General features: G+C 39.4%; 22 protein-coding genes. 10 read left to right on the forward strand and 12 right to left on the reverse strand.

The window, feature by feature from the left end:
* Positions 1-7 precede the first annotated feature (7 nt).
* Complete coding sequence (gene ygiD, locus J1905_RS10915) at positions 8-835, forward strand: 4,5-DOPA-extradiol-dioxygenase (RefSeq protein WP_214227289.1); 828 nt, start codon at positions 8-10, stop codon at positions 833-835.
* Here ygiD and J1905_RS10920 read toward each other — a convergent pair whose 3' ends face one another.
* On the reverse strand, positions 836-2,236 hold the full coding sequence (locus tag J1905_RS10920; protein WP_214227290.1) for an aldehyde dehydrogenase family protein: 1,401 nt from the start codon (positions 2,234-2,236) through the stop codon (positions 836-838).
* A 120-nt stretch (positions 2,237-2,356) separates the two neighbouring features.
* Between J1905_RS10920 and J1905_RS10925 the strand changes: the two genes are divergently transcribed.
* The 4 genes from J1905_RS10925 to J1905_RS10940 all read left to right on the forward strand — a co-directional run bounded on the left by J1905_RS10925 (position 2,357) and on the right by J1905_RS10940 (position 4,932).
* Positions 2,357-3,562, forward strand: coding sequence for an FAD-dependent oxidoreductase (locus tag J1905_RS10925; RefSeq protein WP_214227291.1), 1,206 nt, complete (start codon positions 2,357-2,359; stop codon positions 3,560-3,562).
* A gap of 164 nt (positions 3,563-3,726) precedes the next feature.
* Positions 3,727-4,359 (forward strand): peroxiredoxin, encoded by a 633-nt coding sequence (locus J1905_RS10930; RefSeq protein ID WP_173089597.1) that lies wholly within the window; start codon positions 3,727-3,729, stop codon positions 4,357-4,359.
* A gap of 16 nt (positions 4,360-4,375) precedes the next feature.
* Positions 4,376-4,684: a thioredoxin family protein gene (locus tag J1905_RS10935; RefSeq protein ID WP_173089596.1), complete on the forward strand. Its 309-nt coding sequence runs from the start codon at positions 4,376-4,378 to the stop codon at positions 4,682-4,684.
* Positions 4,684-4,932 (forward strand): DUF6952 family protein, encoded by a 249-nt coding sequence (locus J1905_RS10940; protein ID WP_173089595.1) that lies wholly within the window; start codon positions 4,684-4,686, stop codon positions 4,930-4,932. Before J1905_RS10935 ends, J1905_RS10940 begins: the two co-directional genes overlap by 1 nt.
* A gap of 67 nt (positions 4,933-4,999) precedes the next feature.
* On the opposite strand, the gene J1905_RS10945 is transcribed toward J1905_RS10940, so the two are convergent.
* The 6 genes from J1905_RS10945 to J1905_RS10970 all read right to left on the reverse strand — a co-directional run bounded on the left by J1905_RS10945 (position 5,000) and on the right by J1905_RS10970 (position 12,941).
* Positions 5,000-7,588 carry a phosphoenolpyruvate carboxylase gene (locus J1905_RS10945; RefSeq protein ID WP_214227292.1) on the reverse strand — a complete coding sequence of 863 codons (2,589 nt, stop codon included), beginning with the start codon at positions 7,586-7,588 and terminating at the stop codon, positions 5,000-5,002.
* 241 nt (positions 7,589-7,829) lie between these two features.
* On the reverse strand, positions 7,830-9,377 hold the full coding sequence (locus J1905_RS10950; RefSeq protein WP_214227293.1) for a DHA2 family efflux MFS transporter permease subunit: 1,548 nt from the start codon (positions 9,375-9,377) through the stop codon (positions 7,830-7,832).
* A gap of 2 nt (positions 9,378-9,379) precedes the next feature.
* Positions 9,380-10,423 carry an HlyD family secretion protein gene (locus J1905_RS10955; RefSeq protein WP_214227294.1) on the reverse strand — a complete coding sequence of 348 codons (1,044 nt, stop codon included), beginning with the start codon at positions 10,421-10,423 and terminating at the stop codon, positions 9,380-9,382.
* A 21-nt stretch (positions 10,424-10,444) separates the two neighbouring features.
* Positions 10,445-11,761, reverse strand: coding sequence for a TolC family protein (locus tag J1905_RS10960; protein WP_214227295.1), 1,317 nt, complete (start codon positions 11,759-11,761; stop codon positions 10,445-10,447).
* Entirely contained in the window at positions 11,758-12,378 is a 621-nt protein-coding gene (locus J1905_RS10965) for a TetR/AcrR family transcriptional regulator (protein ID WP_214227296.1), read from the reverse strand. Before J1905_RS10965 ends, J1905_RS10960 begins: the two co-directional genes overlap by 4 nt.
* 209 nt (positions 12,379-12,587) lie before the next feature.
* A complete protein-coding gene (locus J1905_RS10970; protein ID WP_214227297.1) occupies positions 12,588-12,941 on the reverse strand; it encodes a DUF6249 domain-containing protein in 354 nt (117 codons plus the stop codon).
* Between the two features lie 208 nt (positions 12,942-13,149).
* On the opposite strand from J1905_RS10970, the gene J1905_RS10975 reads away from it, so the two are divergent.
* The 3 genes from J1905_RS10975 (at position 13,150) to J1905_RS10985 (ending at position 14,548) form a co-directional block, all read left to right on the forward strand.
* Positions 13,150-13,473, forward strand: coding sequence for a DMT family transporter (locus tag J1905_RS10975; RefSeq protein WP_214227298.1), 324 nt, complete (start codon positions 13,150-13,152; stop codon positions 13,471-13,473).
* Between the two features lie 119 nt (positions 13,474-13,592).
* Positions 13,593-14,180 carry an RNA polymerase sigma factor gene (locus J1905_RS10980; RefSeq protein ID WP_214227299.1) on the forward strand — a complete coding sequence of 196 codons (588 nt, stop codon included), beginning with the start codon at positions 13,593-13,595 and terminating at the stop codon, positions 14,178-14,180.
* Entirely contained in the window at positions 14,171-14,548 is a 378-nt protein-coding gene (locus tag J1905_RS10985) for a hypothetical protein (RefSeq protein ID WP_214227300.1), read from the forward strand. Before J1905_RS10980 ends, J1905_RS10985 begins: the two co-directional genes overlap by 10 nt.
* 4 nt (positions 14,549-14,552) lie before the next feature.
* On the opposite strand, the gene J1905_RS10990 is transcribed toward J1905_RS10985, so the two are convergent.
* The 5 genes from J1905_RS10990 to J1905_RS11010 all read right to left on the reverse strand — a co-directional run bounded on the left by J1905_RS10990 (position 14,553) and on the right by J1905_RS11010 (position 17,515).
* Complete coding sequence (locus J1905_RS10990; RefSeq protein ID WP_214227301.1) at positions 14,553-15,104, reverse strand: DUF2911 domain-containing protein; 552 nt, start codon at positions 15,102-15,104, stop codon at positions 14,553-14,555.
* 31 nt (positions 15,105-15,135) lie between these two features.
* The gene (locus J1905_RS10995; RefSeq protein WP_173094381.1) at positions 15,136-15,318 is read right to left on the reverse strand and encodes a hypothetical protein; all 183 of its coding nucleotides are present in this window, start codon (positions 15,316-15,318) and stop codon (positions 15,136-15,138) included.
* A gap of 76 nt (positions 15,319-15,394) precedes the next feature.
* Positions 15,395-15,817, reverse strand: a complete 423-nt coding sequence (locus J1905_RS11000; RefSeq protein WP_173094380.1) for a hotdog fold thioesterase — start codon at positions 15,815-15,817, stop codon at positions 15,395-15,397.
* Positions 15,814-16,317, reverse strand: a complete 504-nt coding sequence (locus J1905_RS11005; protein WP_214227302.1) for a DinB family protein — start codon at positions 16,315-16,317, stop codon at positions 15,814-15,816. The genes J1905_RS11000 and J1905_RS11005 overlap by 4 nt, the downstream gene beginning before the upstream one ends.
* A complete protein-coding gene (locus J1905_RS11010) occupies positions 16,295-17,515 on the reverse strand; it encodes a sensor histidine kinase (protein WP_214227303.1) in 1,221 nt (406 codons plus the stop codon). Before J1905_RS11010 ends, J1905_RS11005 begins: the two co-directional genes overlap by 23 nt.
* Before the next feature lie 48 nt (positions 17,516-17,563).
* On the opposite strand from J1905_RS11010, the gene gltX reads away from it, so the two are divergent.
* Positions 17,564-19,072, forward strand: coding sequence for a glutamate--tRNA ligase (gltX, locus tag J1905_RS11015; protein WP_214227304.1), 1,509 nt, complete (start codon positions 17,564-17,566; stop codon positions 19,070-19,072).
* Between the two features lie 64 nt (positions 19,073-19,136).
* Positions 19,137-19,973, forward strand: coding sequence for a KPN_02809 family neutral zinc metallopeptidase (gene ypfJ / locus J1905_RS11020; protein WP_214227437.1), 837 nt, complete (start codon positions 19,137-19,139; stop codon positions 19,971-19,973).
* Positions 19,974-19,979 lie beyond the last annotated feature (6 nt).

The following is a 19,979-nucleotide window of genomic DNA, read 5'->3' on the forward strand; positions in this document are numbered from 1 at the left end:
AATCATCATGACAAACTTATCTCAATTCAAAACATTTACAAGCGGGTTGCCAATTCAGGAAAACGTTATGCCTGTTCTATTTGTAGGTCACGGATCTCCAATGAATGGGATTGAGGACAATGAGTTTAGTGCTAAATGGGCCTCTATGGCTCAAAATATACCACTGCCAACCGCTGTGTTGGTAGTTTCTGCCCATTGGTTTACCAAAGGCACACACATTACCGCAATGGATTTCCCTAAAACCATTCATGATTTTGGAGGGTTTCCCCAAGAGCTTTTTGATGTAGATTACCCAGCAGCTGGAAATCCGGAACTCGCTACCGAAACCGCAAGTCTTATACAAAGCACTCATGTGGGTTTAGATCACGATTGGGGACTCGACCATGGCGCATGGACTGTTGTAAGGCGAATGTATCCGGAGGCAAATATCCCGGTGTTGCAATTGAGTATCGATTATACCAAAGATGCCCGCTATCACTATGAACTAGCCAAAGAATTACAGCTTTTAAGAAAAAAAGGTGTTTTAATTCTTGGAAGCGGAAATATGGTGCACAATCTTAGAATGATGAGTTGGGCAATGATCAATGGTGGAGGCTACGATTGGGCTTTACAAATGAACGACAAGTTTAAAAGCCTGATATTAAACAACGAACATCAGCCATTAATGAACTATCAGTCCTTGGGCAAAGAGGCAATGCTTGCAATCCCTACTCCAGAGCATTACCTGCCTTTAATGTACACCTTAGGTCTAAAAAATGACAACGAGGAAATTTCCTTATTTAATGATAAAGCTGTTGGTGGCTCATTAACAATGACTTCCGTTAAAGTAGGCTAGCTACATTAGCTTTTTCAGCCACTTTAATACCCAATCCTTGCCATGATATGGAGGGTAAATCATTCCGGTCATATCCAGTTTAGATTGAAAAACAACGGCTCTTTCATGACTAAATGACTTAAAGCCAAACTCTCCATGGCAACTGCCCATGCCGCTTCCATTTACACCCCCAAAAGGAAGTTTAGGGTTTGAGATGTGAATTAGCACGTCATTAACACAAGTGCCTCCCGCACTGGTATTTGCTATAATTTTTCTGATGTTTTCTTTGCTGTCGCTAAAAATATATAAAGCTAATGGCTTACTTTTTTTATTGATGCGATCAATTACCTCATCTAAGTTTTTATAAGTGATAATCGGCAATACCGGGCCAAAAATTTCTTCATTCATGATGCTGGAATCATCCTTTAGCCCCGTAAGAAGGGTAGGGTTGATCGTTTGATTCCCCTCGTCGGTTTCACCACCTAAGGCTACATTAGCACCTTTATTTGTTGCATCTGCAATCAGTCCGGTAAGTCTTTTAAAGTGCCTGTCGTTTATGATTTTGGCGTAAACCGAATGGTCGATGGTATTGTTTCCATTGCAAAACATCTTGTTTACATGGTCTTTGTAATGCTCAATAAACTCTGTTTGCAGCGTTTCAGGAATAAAAACATAATCAGGAGCGATACAGGTTTGTCCGGCATTCATCAATTTCCCCCATACAATCTTTTCTGCTGCATTCCTTAAGTTGGCAGTAGTGTCAATTATGGTGGGCGACTTGCCTCCCAATTCCAATGTTACCGAGGTCAGGTTCCTCGCTGCGGCTTCCATTACTACTTTTCCGATAGCAGTACTGCCGGTAAAGAAAATATGATCAAATGGTAGTTCCAGCAGCGCTGTAGAAACCGATGCATTCCCTTCAAAGCAGCAAATTTCCTGTTCTTCAAAGCATTCGGTAATGATCCGAGCAATAATTGCACTAGTTGCAGGACTAAGCTCTGATGGCTTTAATATGGCGCAATTTCCGGCGGCAATTGCCGATATTAAAGGAGCCATTAGCAATTGAAAAGGGTAATTCCATGGCGAAATGATCAGGCAAACGCCCTTTGGCTCATAGTAAAGTCTGTTTTTCGCGAAAAGGTTAGTTATTGTTTTGCCAACATGCCTTGGCCTCATCCATTTTCCCAAATGCCTAATTGCAAAATCAATTTCAGCGTAAGTAAATATCAGTTCGGTAACGGCAGCTTCAAACTGACTTTTGCGCAGATCCTGTTGTAGCGCGGCATAAACTTCAGTTTCATACTTTTCTATACCACGCTTTAATGCTTTTAATTTATTAATTCTTTGCGCGGCATTGCTTGTCCTAAGCGTATATTTATGCGCTTGCTGGGCATTAAAAACAGAGGTGATAGTTTGAGTCATGTTAGCTTGCCAAACCGGCCTAAAATTGTTAAAATAGGTTAAATTAATTATCCTTAAGTGCTATTGTATTGAAAATAGATTCATTTAAGGGATATTGCACATGTAAAATAAATATACAAAATGAAAAGGGGATTCTTTACTGCACTCGTTACAATATTATTTCTTCAATTGGGGAATGCCCAAACCATCAAGACCGGCGTTTTGATTATTGGTGATGGAAGTAATGCGGTAGGGGCAAGTATTCAATCCAGTGTTTCCGGTGCAAAAACGGTTCTGTTGCTACCCGGACAAGACTTTGACGCAACACTACCTAGTGGAAATTTATCTTCCGGAATAGAGGCCGACCTGATCAAGAGGTTAAAGGTTTCAGATCAAAGTAAAGAAGTTCAGGAAAAGGCTTTTGGTGATAAAGCGAAAGTCAGTTCAGCAATAAAGTCGTGGACAGACACCCTTAAAAATTTAACTATAATAAAGAATGCAAGCTGGTTAAAGCTGAAGAGATCAGGCAGTGGTTGGAGTGTTCAGCTAAGTGATGGCAGGACGGTGAAAGCTACTGCTTTAATAAATGCAGATAGGTCAGGAAAGGTTAGTGAGGCCATAATGGTGCAAAACGTAAACAAACCCTGGCGTGCGCTTACTTACGATAACAACCTGTATAGAACAAGTATTGCTGCGGGGCAACAAGTCCAAAACGTTTCTTCTAACCTGCTCTTTGTGAGCGATTTGCTTATTCCGAACCAAGAGAATCTTGTGGTGCTAAGCCCGCAGATGGAAAGTGTTATCGCGGGACAAGCAGCGGGTGCTTTGGCTGCTTATGCTGCCTTTTTCAAAACAAAGATTTCTCAGGCGCCTTTAAAAGAGATCCAGGGGGAATTAATTAGGTACCAGTTATCACCTATGCCATTTGCAGACATTAAGCTAATAGATTCCAACTGGAAATCCATTCAGTTCCTAGGGCTTTCTGGCTTTCTGAAAGCCGATATTGTAAATGGAAGTGCTAATTTCAAACCCGAACAATTGGTTTCAACGGCAGAAATAAAGGAGCCAATTAAGGAGTATTATTATAAAGCGCAGATCTGGTTTGATGATAATAAAGAGCCTCAAATGACCCTTGGGTCTACCCTGAGCCTAGTTTGTTATGTAGGGGGGAAATCCCCTAAAAACACCGAGGACGAGATTAAAAAGAATTGGAGTAAGGTATATAAGTTTAAAACTGAGTACGATCCAAAGCGCAACATTACACGAAGAGAATTTGCCGTTCTGGTAAATGATTATTTAAAACCATTTGGGGTTAATATCGATAAATCTGGAAGGGTATTGAGGTAAAAACAGAAAATAGATAAAAACTAATTTTTTATTCTGAGTTATAGATTGCGTCTATGTGCCTATCAAGATTAAGTATCTGTTATATCTTGAATATGGTTGTTTTTGAGTCGCGATAGCCTTACCTTTGCACCATCAAAAAAGAACAATAAATACAAATTATAATTATGGCTATAGTAGGAAAAAAATTCCCAAGTGTTAGTATCGATGCGATGTCAGAAATGGGTGACGATTTAAAGATCAATGTATTTGAAGAAGCAGTAAGCAAAGGAAAAAAGGTTTTATTATTCTGGTATCCAAAAGATTTTACTTTTGTTTGTCCAACAGAATTACACGCTTTTCAAGCAGCGTTACCTGACTTTGAAAAAAGAAACACAATTGTAATTGGTGCATCATGCGATACAAACGAAGTTCACTTCGCATGGTTAAACACTCCAAAAGATAACGGCGGTATTGAAGGTGTAACTTACCCGATTTTAGCTGATACTCACAGACATTTATCTAATATCTTAGGTATTGTTGAGCAAGAAGTTGAATATGATGAAGAAGGAAATGAGTCATTCACTGGTTCAAACGTTACTTACAGAGCAACTTACTTAATCGACGAAACCGGTAAAGTATTCCACGAAAGCGTTAACGATATGCCAGTAGGTAGAAACGTTAAAGAATATTTACGCTTAATTGATGCTTATGCTCACGTTCAGAAACACGGCGAAGTTTGTCCTGCAAACTGGGAAGAAGGTAAAGAAGCAATGAATGCAAACAGAACTGGCGTAGCTGAGTACTTAAGCGCTAACTAATCAATAAATAAAAATTATGTTTTTAGAATTAACAGAAGATAACCTTCAACAATATGTTGCTGAAAACAAGAAAGTAATGGTTCAGTACGCTGCATCTTGGTGCGGTAACTGTCGAATCATGAAGCCGAAGTTTAAGAAACTAGCTGCTGAAAACGAAGATGTTGCTTTCTTGATTGTGGATGCCGAAAAACTTCCGGATTCACGCAAACTGGCAACAGTGGACAATTTACCAACTTTTGCAGCCTTTGAAGGTGGCGTTTTGGTAGAGCAGGTTCAAACAAACAAAGCAGAAGTATTAAATGAATTATTTAATAAAATAAAGTAATGAAAATTCCGGTTATAAGACAGCTATTCCAAAATAGTACTCCAGAAAATCTTGAAGCAACTTTAACTGTTTTAGAAGCTTTTTGTGAATTCAGAGGGGTAAGTGAGGAAGAAATTGATGTAGCAGGAGAGATGATCACCAATATCTGCGGAGCGCTTGAGGTTCATGCGAACGTACAAGCAGGAGCAGCTGAGAAAGATGCATTAAATGCATTTGGACAGAAGGTAATGGGATCTATTGATCGATAGGTATCAATTTAGTAACATAATAAAAAAGGGGATCTCAACGAGATCCCCTTTTTTATTGGTTAAGGTTTTAAGCCAAATTACGCCCTGCATTTACAATACCATACACCGTTCTGATAGCAAGCTTCTCATAAGCTTGTTTCTCTTCTTCTGTTAGCTCGTTTTGTAGCTGCTCTAGCGCATAATGCTGAATAAGTACCAAAGGCAGTACAATCTTCTCTCTAACGGCAATAGAACGCTTCTCTACAGGGTAATTCTCCATTAATGTCTCATGACCCGCTAACTTTAAAAGCATCTCCTTAGAAAGTGTAAATTCATCAAATAGAATCTTCCAGAAAGCTCCGTACTCTTTGTCGTTTATAAAGTGAGCAGTAACCGCAAAATCTGATTTACTCATCGACATCATACAGTTATCAATGATTGTTTTAAAGTAACCAGATTCCTGATAGGTTTTAACAACCTTATCCCAGTTACCAGCTTGTTCCTGACTCTTCAATGCCGTACCCATACCATAAAACCCTGGAATGTTCTGTTTAAGCTGACTCCATGCCGTAACAAAGCTAATCGCTCTTAAGTCTTCCAGCTTTAATGCGCCACCAGCATTTCTCTTAACCGGTCTGCTGCTGATTGTAATTTTCGACAACAATGTTAGTGGCGAGAATTTCTCCAGGTAACTTAAAAACAATGGATGTTTACGTAGCGCTACAAACGATTCATAGCTTTCCTGCGCCATTATATCCAAAAGGTTCTTGTGGACCGGATCTAATAAAATATTGTGTCTTTCCTTAACGCCTGCCGAAATACCTGCGTTTATCAATTGTTCAATGTTAAATTCAGCACTGTCAATAGAACCATACTGAGAACTGATTGTCTGTCCTTGAATGGTAAGTTGAATGTTTTTGTTCGCAATCTCTTTACCCATAGAGGCATAGAAACGGTGCGTTTTACCTCCACCTCTTGATGGTGGACCACCGCGGCCATCAAAAAATGCAAGTTGAATATTGTGTTTGTTTGCTGTCTCAGTTAAGGCAACTTTGGCGTTAAAAATAGACCAGTTAGCCATTAGATAACCGCCGTCTTTTGTGCTGTCAGAGAAACCAAGCATAATATCTTGCTTGTTGCCTCTCTTCTGCAAATGCTTTTTGTAAACCGGATGAGCATACAAAGTTTCCATAATTGCGGCAGCATCAGCAAGGTCATGTACAGTTTCAAATAGCGGAACGAAATCGATAGAAAGATTGTCTTCTTCCCATCCATTCCACAAGAAAAGCTCCATTAATTGCAAAATATCGCTCGCTTGCTGGCAGTTACTGATAATGAAACGATGACAAGCAAGTTCTCCATTACTTTGTTGTATTTGCTTAACCTCAGTAATGGTTTGCAACGTGTCCTGAACCAATGAATCAGCCTTGTCGCTATACGTAACTCTGGCGCTTTTAAAGGTAAGGGCTTTAATTTTCTCTTCTTCCGATAAGCTATCGTAGTTCTCAGGGAACATAGAATTGATCGGTTTGCTTTGTCTGCAATAAGAATGAACGTCCCTTAAAACTCGGCTATCTTGTCTGATGTCAAGAGAAGCAAAGTGGCTACCATAAAGTTCAACCTTACGAATCAGGTCAGAAACAATATCAGCAAACAGGCCATCATGGCTATCAATAAGCGTATTTTTAATTTTATTGAGGTGTTCAATCAAAAAGTCCGAAATGTTTTCCATTTCAATATTTGGATCGAATGCGTTTTTATACAACACATCATGAACTACCGAAATAGGCTCATCAACACCTCTAAAGGTGATGCGTCTCTTTAGGTTTCTGAAGTCGCGGTAGTAGCATCTGAACAATATCTGGCGAAGCATTTTTGATACTTGAACTGTCGATTCAGTGTGTACATTCGGGTTGCCGTCTCTATCGCCACCTGGCCAAAAACCCAATTCTATAATCTTTTTAGACTCCAGGTTGTAGTCATTCAAGCTTTTGTCTATTTCCGATTGGATGTTTGCTGCTGCAAAATAGAACACATTTTCAAGATACCACGCCAAGCTCAGAGCCTCATCAACCGGGGTTGGCGATTTTTTATTGAAAAACGGTGTTTTACCTAATTGTTGAAGCAAAAGGTGGATGCTGGTGATGTCATTTATCTTAATAGCTGCGGTAAGGTCTGTAATGATCGACAGTACGCTACCAGGATAAAACTGAGTAGGGTGTGCGGTCAATACCAATCTTAAAGAGAATTCTTCAATCAGTTTTTCTATTTTCTGATTTAAAGAACTATCATCAATTCCTTTTTTTAGATAAGCTAATAAAGCGTTATGTTCGTCAGAAGCGTTAAGTTTATTAAAAGATGCATCTTCAACAGCATCAAATAATACAACCTGGCGCTCTATGTATTGGATAAATCTGAACAGTAGATCAATCACGTCCTTGGCTCCGTTATTTTGCGTGTACTTCTTAAAAAAAGCATTGATAATTTCCGCCGGAGTTTCATGGTTATTTACACCATCTTCACAGTACTTTATAAACAGCGGCAATAGGGTGCCGGTGTCTTTAATTTTGTAAAAAGGAAGGGTAAGGAAAAGGCTGTTATAGAGTTCAAATCTGGATACTACTTCGTTGTTAAATACTGATTCTCTCTGACCTTTTGCGCGTTGTTTCTGCATCATATTTAAAGGGTATTTTTTCGCGCTTAAGCTACCAAAAATGATTCAAAAAAAAGACCCAAAAGTGCTATTAATTTAATTTTGATTTTTTTCCAAAAAAAACTAACTTAGTACCATAGAGGTTAAACAAATCCTTTTAAACTTATGTGCTTATTTGAGTGCGGAAACGCAATAAATCAAGCAATTTAATTGTTAATTTTTTGGGGTAAAATAGCCGTTAAGATTTTCTTAACGGCTATTTTGTTTAATGTAAATCTGCCGGAACTTCAACATTCTTTTTGAATTTTTGAAGGTACAACAGCGGAATCGAGCACAAAAGTATCAAACCGGCCACCCAATATGCGTCACTATAGGTAAGCAATAATGACTGTTTGGTAACCGTTCCTTCGATGGCTTTTATGGACAAAGATTTTGCGTCTAAATAGTTATATCCCTTGGCCATAAAATTCTTTATAAAGCTATTAAAGCGATCGGTAAATGCAGGGTTATATTCATTAATATTTACTAGTAAATTACTGCGGTGAAAACCTTGGCGAACATGTATCAAAGTAGTTAATGCTGCGATACCAAAAGAACCTCCAAGTTGTCTCATCATGTTGTTCAAACCTGAACCTTGTCCTATCTCAGCACCTTTTAAATCCTGGATGGCCAAAGTGGTGAGCGGAACAAACAATAAAGCCATACCAACACCTCTTATCATCAACGGTAGAAAGAAGTCGTTAGTTCCCGATTGCAATGTCGATTTGCTCAGCATTGAACAGAATACGAAGAACAGGAACATTCCAATAGTGGCCATAAACTGTGCTGGAATACCTTTTTTAAGGAATATCCCGATAAATGGCATCATTACGATGGTACATAGACCTCCAGGGAATAGCAGTTCTCCTGTTTGCAATGCAGAAAAGCCTAACAGATTCTGACAAAATACCGGGAACACGAAAACGGATCCATAAAGCCCGAAACCTAAAATAAACGAGGTAAACATACCTACAGAGAAACTCCTGTGGCGCATAATCTTAAAGTTCACAATAGGGTGGTCGGTACTCAATTCTCGCCAAATAAACAGCAGCAAACCAAGTACGGATGTAATTGCAAGCCCTGTGATGTAAGGGGTGGCAAACCAATCTTCACTTTCGCCTTTTTCAAGTACGGTCTGTAAACTTCCAACAGCAATTGCAAGTAATGCAATACCCCACCAGTCTACAGGCATCCCTTTTCCGTCCTTAGGCGTCTCTTGCACAAACATGTAAGTACAGTAGGCTGCCAAAATCCCGACGGGAATGTTTACGTAAAAAATTAAAGGCCATGAACTGATCTCCAATAAATACCCACCAATTGTTGGCCCTACTGTTGGTCCTACAACGGCACCAAGTCCAAATAAGGCAGTAGCAATACCAACATCTTCACGAGGCCAGGTTTCAATTAATATGGCCTGAGCAGTCGAGATTAAGCCCCCTCCGGCTAGTCCCTGTAATATACGGAACATGATCAGCTCTTCGAGATTGGTCGCGTTTCCACAAAGGAAAGATGCGATGGTAAATAGAATGATAGAGAAAAGGAAATAGTTTTTTCGGCCAAATCTACTACCAAGCCATCCCGACATAGGTAATACGATTACGTTGGCCACGGCATAGCCGGTGGATAACCAGGCAACATCCTCGAGGGTGGCGCCCAGGTTACCTTGTATTTGGGGTATAGCAACGTTTACAATAGTGGTATCAATCAGCTCCAACAACGAAGCTGTGATCACTGTAAAGGTTATTATCCACTTTTTTAAACCTTTTTCGGCCATTTTTAGTCTTTTATAGAAACAGAAACCTTAACACTCATACCAGGACGTAATCTTTCCATAATATCTTTAGGTGCTTTCGTGATTTTTATTTTTACCGGAACACGTTGTACTACTTTTACAAAGTTACCTGTAGCATTATCAGGAGGTAATAACGATCCTTTTGCACCGGTAATAGGAGCAAAGTTGTAAACCTCACCTTCAACTTCAGCACTAGGATAAGCATCAACTTCAACTTTAACTTTTAACCCCGGTTTGATGTCCTCAAGTTGGGTTTCTTTAAAGTTTGCAGTAACATAGATGCTGTTGTCATTTACAATAGAAAACAACGACTGACCAGCTTGTACCAACTGTCCTTTTTGAACATTCTTTTTAGAAACGATTCCTGTTGCAGGCGCTTTTATGTCGGTGTATGACAGCTGTAATTTAGCAAAATCTACTTCCGACTGATGCTGAGTAACTCCGGTATTGCTTACAATTAATTGCGATTGAGTAGTTCCAACTTGCTTAACTGCGGCATTGTATTGGTCGTTGGCAGCAGTAAAAGCAGCCTGTGCCGATTCTTTCTGTGCTTTAGACTGGTCAAATTGCTGTTGCGTAATTGAGCCATCTTTAATTAGGTTTGCATAGCGCTCGTAATCTTTCTGAGCTAATGACAACTTTACTTTAGCAGCTTCAATATTAGCCTTTGCAGTACTTGTATTGGCGGCAGTAGCCGCAATTTGCGACTCCGAAACACCAACTCCTGCACTTGCACCTTTTTGTCCTGCCATCGCTTGTTCCAGCTTCACTTTGTAATCGCTATCATCAAGTGTTACCAGAACATCACCTTCTTTTACAGGGGTGTTTTCTTCAAATTTAATCTCCTTTACATACCCCCCAACACGAGCAACCACAGGGCTGATATCGCCGTCAATCTGCGCATCATCCGTATCTACGTGTTTGCTGTAATAAATATATTCTTTGGTGCCAAATATGGCTCCAATTATAATTAATACCCCTAATATGATTGGTATAACTTTGTTTTTCTTTTTCTTTTCAGTTGTCATTGCAGTAATTTGTTATGGTAGTTATTGGGAGATTTTTCCTGTTGATTTTAATAATGTGTAATAGGCAAGTCCGGCATCTGCTTTGGCCAGTTCTAAATTGATTTTAGCTTGATACAATAAGGTTTCGGCATCAATACGGTCTATAGCAGAGGCAACGTTGTTTTTATATTTCGAAGCCAATAAGTTGTCGTTTTCAGTGGCCTGAGCAATTGAAGTTTCAAGCACCTTAATTTTGCTTAAAGTCAACTGGTAATCCTGATAGTTTTTATTGATCTCTGTTTTTACCTGATCCGATAAAATATCTTTCTGAATGTTTACGTTTTTCTGTTGAATCCTCGCTTCTGTTACCTTATTCTTAGTAGTCCATAAGCTTCCAATGTTCCATGAGATATTGGCCCCAAGAGTCATAGGGACTATATATTGGTTGGTAGGAGGAATAAATTTACCACTTGGATTGATGTAGTATAAGTTAGCGCCAACACCAACTGTAGGCATTGTACTGGCCTGGATAGATTTGATGTTTATGTCAGCGACCTTGTTCTGTAAATCAATCTGTTTTAATTCCTGACGGTTAGATAGGGCCAAATCCATATAAGATGATAATGGTGAAACAGTCTTTAAAGCATTATCAGGATCGGCAATTTCTATATCTGTGGCTTCATCAAGTCCTAATAAAATATCAAGGTTGTAGTTAATTACTTTTCTGTTGTTTTCAATCTCCATTTCGGTTAGCGAAATATTCGCTTGTTGTAATTGGAACCTTAGAACATCGTTTTTAGTAACTATACCCTGCTCAAAAAAGCGTTGCGATTGCTTTAATTGTCCGGCTATAGATTCCAGATTCTGCGCCACAACTTTTTTGCTTTGCAAAACCTTAAATAATGAATAATAGGTGTTTATCACTGCGTAGCTCACTTCTTCCCTGTTTTTATCCGCATCAAGGCGAGCAACATCCGTAAGCAATTTTGTAGATGCCTCTGCATATTTCAATTTACCACCTCCGTATACGATCTGTTCTACTGTCGCTGTACCTACAAAGGCATCTGCTCTATTTGGTAGGTGAATTGGATCTGCGCTACCCAGGCTCAATTTGTTCGTAGGGATTTCTGCGTGGGAGTATAAAAATGAAGTGGTGGCAGTGGGTAATGCGTTGTCTTTAACTGATTCGAGCTTAGCAACAGCCTCATCAATTTTACTCTGCGAGAGCTTTAAATTCTTGCTGTTGGTTATACCTAGCTCAATTGCCTCCTGCAGGCCAAGCTTTTTTATGTTTTGTGCATACAGCATTCCGGGAAGCAGAAATGCCACAAAACTTAATTTAATGGTGTTGTGTATCATTGTTGGGGTGTTAGATAAATGGTGATGAGGCCTTTCAGATGGGTAATCAAGCGGTCGGTAATGACTTTTCGATCTTCTTTGTTGTTGAAGTCCAGTGTCGTTCCTGAGGTTATTTTAGAAGGGGAGATGGCGACATAACTAATGGTGCCCATAACGGTGGCAATAAGCATTTTAACGTCTACATTTCTGAAGCTTCCATCTTCAATTCCGTCTTCTATAATATGTTGAATGACCAAAAGATTTTCGGCCATTGCATTTTTTATGGTGATAAACATTTCAGGTCTTTGCGATAAAGACAGCTCTCTGTGCATCATTTTATGGAAAGCGTGATTGCAAAGGATGCGGGTGGCATATCCATCTACAACTTTTAGTAGCTTTTCCATGCCGGATAGTTTGTCTTTGCTAATGCTATTAAGCTCTTCTTTGAATCCTTGTATCCGCATATTCATCATTTCAACGAATACGCCTTCTTTTGAGCCAAAATAGTAGTTAATCATAGCCATATTTGCGCCTGCCTCTTTCGCAATCTGACGTGTTGAGGCTCCTTCATACCCTAGTTCCGAGAACAGTTTTGAAGCTGCCTCTAAAATGTTCGATCTCTTATCTGCTTTTTCCATGTAATCAAATTGTGACAGCAAAATTAATCAATCGATTGATTAATTTATGGCTATTTTTATTGAGGCAATGTTTGTTGACTTTGAGTTGACAAAAGTCAATTTGTAAAGGGGATTTTTTAATTCGGATGACGGGCTCGGGCTGTTAATGACGAAAAAAAAGGGCTTGATTCATACTGAATCAAGCCCTTTTACCTTTGCTTTTTGTAAACCTATCCATTTTGCTGATCAAGCCACTTCTTCTCTACAACATAAGAGATAATTAACCCAAAGCCGCCAAAAATGAAGATCAATCCAAAAAACAGCGCCACTGCTTGTTCATCCTCTATGCTTGTTTGCATCACAATGAATAATGCAGTTAGTAACCCTAAACCTAAGCCAACCATTAATAATCCAAATTTTAAGCTTAAAAAAGGAGTAGGGGCACTTTGTCTGGCTTTTGCGATTCCCGGATCTATTCCTCGTTCTATCATTGCCATTTTTTCTTTGTTCGACATGTATCTTATGCCAAATACCATCGCTGTTGCGCAAACAAAAAGGCTTATAAATACTAATTCTGGTCCCATATTATTCTATATTTAGTGTTCTATTACGTTTTGTTATTCCGAATTCGTGTTCTGTGTACTATGACTACATCAAAATTTATCCGGTTACACAGAATTTAAAAAAAATGTTTCTAGCAGATATTTCATCTTTATTTAAGCAGCAGCTCATTTTTTATCATATGTAAAGTGATCGGCAGCTTAATCACCCTAATTTTGCAGAAAAAAAATTATGAACTGGATCATTTTAATTATTGCCGGATTGTTTGAAGTTGGATTTACCACTTGTTTAAAGCTATCCAATAACTTTACTAACATTAAATGGAGTGTTGCCTTTGCCGTTTGTATTACGTTAAGCTTTTACTTTTTAAATAAGGCAACTCAAACCTTGCCAATGGGAACTGCATACGCTGTTTGGACGGGTATAGGTGCTGTAGGTACGGTAATAGTTGGGATTGTATACTTTCAAGAGCCAGCTAATTTCTGGCGTATATTTTTTATTGTAACGCTGATTGGGTCGATATTAGGGTTGAAGTTCTTTGCAGGAAGCCATTAAATCGTCATTACCCCTTTTTTGCATTTCTTCTAATGCTAGGCTCTCAGTATGACGTGTCGATGCAACATTTAGTGAAATTCCTGTAACCTACAGGCATGCACTAGCGTCATAGCCTGTACATGCAGCAAAAGCAAACAGACCAAGACTTAATTACTGAAGTCCTGATGGGTAATACCGCTTCCTACTCGGAGTTGGTAAAGCGCCATCAGCGCTTTGTATTTACCCTTGCCATTCGCTTTGCTAAAAACAGAGAAGATGCAGAAGAAATAGCTCAGGACTGCTTTGTAAAAGCATACCGGGCACTTGGTACATTTAAGCAAACCTCTAAGTTCTCTACATGGTTATATACCATAACCTACACGACAGCGATGTCTTTTTTACGCAAAAAACGGATTGAAACGCAATCCATACATGGCGAAGAAAATGAGCTGCAATTAGAAGGGCATAAATCTGATCTAAGTAGTAATTTAGCAGAAAGCAGGTCGACCAACAAGTATCTCGATGAGGCAATCAATACGCTTCAGCCCGATGATGTAATGATTGTTACGCTATTTTATAAAGGAGAGCAGAGCTTAGAAGAGATTGCCCAGGCATTAAATATGCCTGCAAATACAGTCAAAATCAGACTGCACAGAGCAAGAGCAAAGCTTAAAGAGCGATTAGAATTTTTATTAAAAGATGAGGTAAAGGAATTGTTATGGAACTAAACGACGAAGAATTAACCAAGATATTGAGAGACATGGAGTTGGAAGAGCCATCTATGTCGTTCACACGTAATGTAATGGAGCAGGTTAAGCTTGAGAGGGCTCCAATATCATTAAAAACACGCGTCGATAACCGAATTATCTATGGTATCGCTGCTATTTTTGTGGCCTTTATTGTTGGCGTTTTTATATATGCAATAGCTAATACCAGCGTTACCTATAAATTGCCAGAGGTAAAAATGGACCTTAGCGGAGTCGTTGATAAGACTTTAACCCCAGGGTTTTTAATTGCTTTCCTGTTTATTGATGTTATTATAGCATTGATATACTTTGATAGCATCCTAAGAAGAAAAAGGGCTAAAGCCCTTTAAAAAACTATTTTATCTCTATAGGAAGCTCAACGAAAGTTTTATCCCAGGCAATGATTAAATTTGCCCCTTTGTCCTGCGCTGTAAAGGTAATGCATAACGATTCAACAGTACTGGCTAGTGCTTTTACCGGAATATCAACTCTTACCAAGTCTTTATCCTGATTGTAGAATAAACCCCATTTATCAGTCTGTTTATTGATGATCAGCGTCCAGATGTCTTTATTTGGAATAGCAAATAAGCTATAAGAACCAGCTTTTATCTTTTTGCCACCAATAACCACAGGCTTAAAGAATTTAATCTCTGTAGATTCATTTGCACCCACACGCCATACTTTGCCAAACTGTTCAAGCACACCAAAAATTTCGCGTCCTTTTTTAGCAGGACGAGAATAGACTACCTTGATTAGAGGAGCCGAATCGTCTTTTGCTTTCGCAACATTAGTCGGGAAATATGCAATATCCGCTGGGCTAGAATCAACAGCAGGGAATTTTACATCCTGAGCCATTGTTTTGCCGGCAAGTATCGCAAATAAGGCAAAAACCAATAATTTCTTCATAGAGAGAAGGTGTGGTTAAGAAAACCGTGGTTTAGTATTCGCGTCCTTTTACGATTCCATTTAAGAAAATGGCGCCAAAAATAAAGCCAACGATGCCTCCTAAAATAGCAGCTCCGAAACTACCGGTTGTAATAACAGCTGTTAAAATTCCAAAGAACATACCTAAAATGTAATAAACCCAGTCAAAACTGTTGTTGTTTTCTTGTTCAGTCATTATAATAAATACTTAGGCCGCAAAGATATTGATTTATTTTATCTGTGTATAATTTAATCTCTAATTGCTATAAAAATTAAGGCTTATTTATAACTGCTACAGTAAGCCTGCTTACACAATTCATTTTGCCTTTATCACTATAAATCTTGATTTCCCAGACATGGGTTTTCGCACCAATATGCAGAGCCTTGCAAATACCCGTTACCAGGCCGCTCTTTACCGGGCGCAAATGATTTGCGTTTACTTCTAAACCAACAGCCACGTACTTTTCAGGGTCGATACACATGTAGGAAGCAACACTGCCAAGGGTTTCGGCCAATACAACCGAAGCACCGCCATGTAATATTCCCGCCGGTTGATGGGTACGCTCGTCAACTGGCATGGTTGCAGTTAAAAAGTCTTCGCCCACCTCAGTGAACTGTATGTCTAAAAAGCCTCCCATGTGGTTTTTAGGACGGTTATTTAGTTTTGCCGGAGAAAATTCAGTAAACCAGATCATAGATATCGTTCTTTAATGATTCCTAAATGATGCATAATATGGCCCGCCATAACGAACAGGATTGCCCTAACAGTAATCTGTCTTTCAGAAGCAGTTCCGCTTCGGTTAAGCTCCTTTTCTGTTAGAGACTTGAATAAATACAGATTCGACTTTCGTAAAAGGGCAAACTCTTCTGATAGGCTCAGTAAACTTCTGTCTGAAAAATGTGCGTTAGCTACATAATCGTCCTCCTCAAAGCCAGGTAGCGCATGTTGCTCGCCACGGGCAAAACACGTTAGGCGATATACGAATACACGCTCGGAGTCGATGATATGACCAATTAATTCTTTGATGGTCCATTTTCCGGGAGCATAGGCGAAATCTGCCTTTTCTATTAAGGAATTGATAAAATCTGGAAATTCTGTTGCCTGTTTCTCCAGTTGTTCCATTACATCATCGCCAACAAGCTTAATGTATGTTTCAGCCCATACGGGGTACTCATGTGTTTGAGGTCGGTTCATAAGTTATGCTGCTTTTTAAAACTATACGAAATGTTGTGCCTTTACCAAGTTCTGATTCTTTAACGAATATTTGTCCGCTATGGTAGTTTTCGATAATACGTTTGGTAAGGGATAACCCTAAGCCCCATCCGCGTTTTCGGGTAGTATAACCGGGTTGGAAAACGGCATCAAATTTAGATCTGGCAATACCTTTTCCAGTGTCGGTTACATCAATAAGAACTTCCTCTTTGGCTAAGTTTTCAATGATGTTTATAGCAATAGTACCCTCGTTTTCTATGGCATTAGCCGCGTTTTTAAGGAGATTCTCTATTACCCAGTCGAAAAGAGGGACATTTAATAATGCACGAACCTGTTCATCGCCGCTGATAGTGAAAATGATCTTGTCGGAGGTGCGTAATTTAAAATACTCAACAAAATTGTAGATTACGGTGTACACCACATGATCTTCTACGATTGGTTTGGATCCTATTTTTGAAAAGCGATCTGTAATTACCTCTAAACGCTTAATGTCGTTCTCCATTTCGGCTATTAGCGGATCGTCTTCGGCATCAAATCTTGATTTTATCAGCTCAACCCAGGCCATGAGAGACGAGATTGGGGTGCCAAGCTGATGGGCGGTTTCTTTAGCCATACCCACCCATACCTGATCTTGCTCTGCTTTACGGGCCGAGCTAAAAGCCACATATGCTGTAAGTAGAAACAGGGCTATTACGCCTAATTGTATATAAGGGAAGTAACGGAGCTGCGTTAAAGTAGGAGAATCTTTATAGAAAATCCACCACCGTGTGCCATCCAAACCGGTAATTGGGGTTGGAGGGTGCTGCTCTTTCATCTTTCTTAATTCGCGGGCGAAATAGGCAGGATCATAGGTTACGTTTACCTTTTTTTCAAGATCATAATTGGTTTTGGTTGAATCTAAACCCAGAGAACTAAGGATTTTCATCTTGGAGGAGTCCGTCATGATAATAGGCAGCTTAGTGTTGGTTCTAATGAGCTCTATTAAACTGGTATAGCGGTCGTCATCGTACATAATAAGCGACTGTTCTGTTACTTTTACATAAAGCTGAAGCTTTAATTGCTCTTCGCGCTCCATTTTTTTAATAAAGAAGTCGCTATAAAAAACAGATGCTGTTCCAATAATAATGGCAAAGAACAGCAAAAAGAACTTCCATCGTCGTTTTTTCTCGTAAGGATTCATAGATTATGAAAAAGGCAAATTACAAAAATATATCTTTGCAGTGTTATTATGGAAAAGAAAGTAAGAGTAAGATTTGCCCCTAGTCCGACAGGAGGGCTGCATTTAGGTGGTGTGCGTACCGCTTTGTTTAATTATCTGTTTGCTAAAAAGCACAATGGAACATTCGTTTTACGTGTTGAAGATACCGATCAGACTCGTTTTGTAGAAGGAGCAGAAGAATACATTGTTTCTTGTTTGGAATGGTGTGGAATGGCTCCGGATGAGAGTCCACAGAAAGGTGGAGAATTTGGCCCTTACCGTCAAAGTGAGCGTAAAGCGACCTATAAACAATATGCAGATCAGTTAATTGCTGATGGTTACGCTTACTACGCTTTTGATACCCCGGAAGAGTTGGATGCTAAACGTAAGGAGATTCCTAATTTCACTTACGGATTGTCGACTCGCGAAGGAATGCGCAATTCACTTACTTTGAGCGAAGGCGAAGTAGCTGAACTTTTGGCCAATAACACGCCGCATGTTGTGCGTATTAAAATGCCTAAAGACGAATTGGTTTCTTTTACGGATCTGATTAGAGGCCATGTAAGTTTTGATACAAATCTTGTTGATGATAAAGTTTTATTAAAGGCTGATGGCATGCCAACCTATCACTTAGCTGTTGTGGCTGATGATAAGGCAATGGAAATCAGTCATATTTTTAGAGGGGAAGAATGGCTTCCATCTGCACCAATACATATTTTATTGTGGCGTTACCTTGGATGGGAAGACATTATGCCTCAGTGGGTTCATTTGCCTCTGATATTAAAACCAGATGGAAATGGAAAGCTAAGCAAGCGTGATGGTGACAGATTAGGTTTCCCGGTTTATGCACAAAACTGGACTGATCCTAAAACTGGAGATTTAACCAAAGGATTTAAAGAGCTTGGCTTTATGCCGGAGGCTTTTGTGAATCTATTGGCCATGCTTGGTTGGAACGATGGTACAGATCAGGAATTGTTCTCTTTACCAGAGCTAATTGAGAAATTCTCTGTTGAGCGTATCAGTAAAGCGGGTGCTAAGTTTGATTTCGAAAAGGCCAAATGGTATAATCACGAGTGGATTAAAAATGCGGATGCTGAAAAATTATTGCCAACTGTAAAGGCTGCATTTGCTGAGCAAAGCATCGAAATTAAAGATGATGCTGCTTTGTTGAACGTAATCAATTTGGTTAAGGATAGGTGTAACCTGTTAGGCGATTTTGTTGCACAGGGCGCTTACTTTTTTGTGGCTCCTGTTGAGTATGATTTGGCTGCGGTAAAACCAAAATGGACAGCAGAGAAAGCTGCATTTTTTGATGCTTACACCTCAATGATAACTGATAATGCTACAGCAGTGGAGTTAGAAGAGAAATTTAAAGAGCTTGCAGGAACTCATCAATTTAAGCCGGGCGAGCTAATGTTGCCACTTAGAATAATGCTTGTTGGCGGTAAATTTGGTCCTGGAGTATTTGATATTGCAGTTGCTTTAGGCGCTGCGGAAACTGTACAAAGAATAAAGAATGCAGTAACTGCTTTTAACTAATTATTCGTAAATTGGTATGACAATTGTCTTAGGTTCTTGTCATACCAAATTAAAGAATAATTATATGCAATGGTTCGGAAAAGGAAGCGGTAATATCGACGATAGAAGAGGAATGAGTGGTGGCACCATAGGTGGTGGTGTTGGTATTATCATTGTAGTTTTAGGTCTTCTTTTTGGAAAAGATCTAACAGGGTTGGTTAGTCAACTTCCCGTAAATAACGTTACCCAAGCTGAAGGTAAACAAGGCGACCCGACTGATGCAGAGGGTAAATTTGTTGATGGCGTTCTGGAATCAACAAACCAGGTTTGGGAGCAGCAGTTCCAAAGCTTAGGTAAGGAATACGAGAAACCGAGGATGGTATTGTTTACCAATATGGTGCAATCGGCCTGCGGAAATGCAAGTTCTGCTGTAGGGCCATTCTACTGCCCGGGAGATCATCAGGTATATATTGATTTGTCCTTTTATCAGGACTTAAAAAATAGATTCGGCGCAGCCGGCGACTTTGCTCAGGCTTATGTAATTGCTCATGAGGTTGGTCACCATGTACAGAATTTATTAGGCATTTCTGATAAAATGCAGAGGGCCAGAGGGCGGTTAAGTGAGGTTGAGTACAACCGCTTATCTGTGAAATTAGAATTACAGGCAGATTTCTTTGCCGGACTTTGGGCGCATCATGCTCAAAATCTAAAAGATTTTAGATTAGATGAAGGCGATATAGAAGAAGCGTTAAATGCGGCAAATGCTATTGGGGATGATAAATTGCAAAAGCAAGCCCAGGGAGAGGTTGTTCCTGATGCTTTTACCCATGGAACATCTGCACAAAGAATGTATTGGTTTAAAAAGGGTTTTGAGACTGGAGACATTAATCAAGGGGATACTTTTAGTTCAAATCAATTATAAATAAGC

Origin of the sequence: Pedobacter sp. B4-66 (assembly GCF_018492665.1) — a bacterium.
GTDB lineage: Bacteria > Bacteroidota > Bacteroidia > Sphingobacteriales > Sphingobacteriaceae > Pedobacter.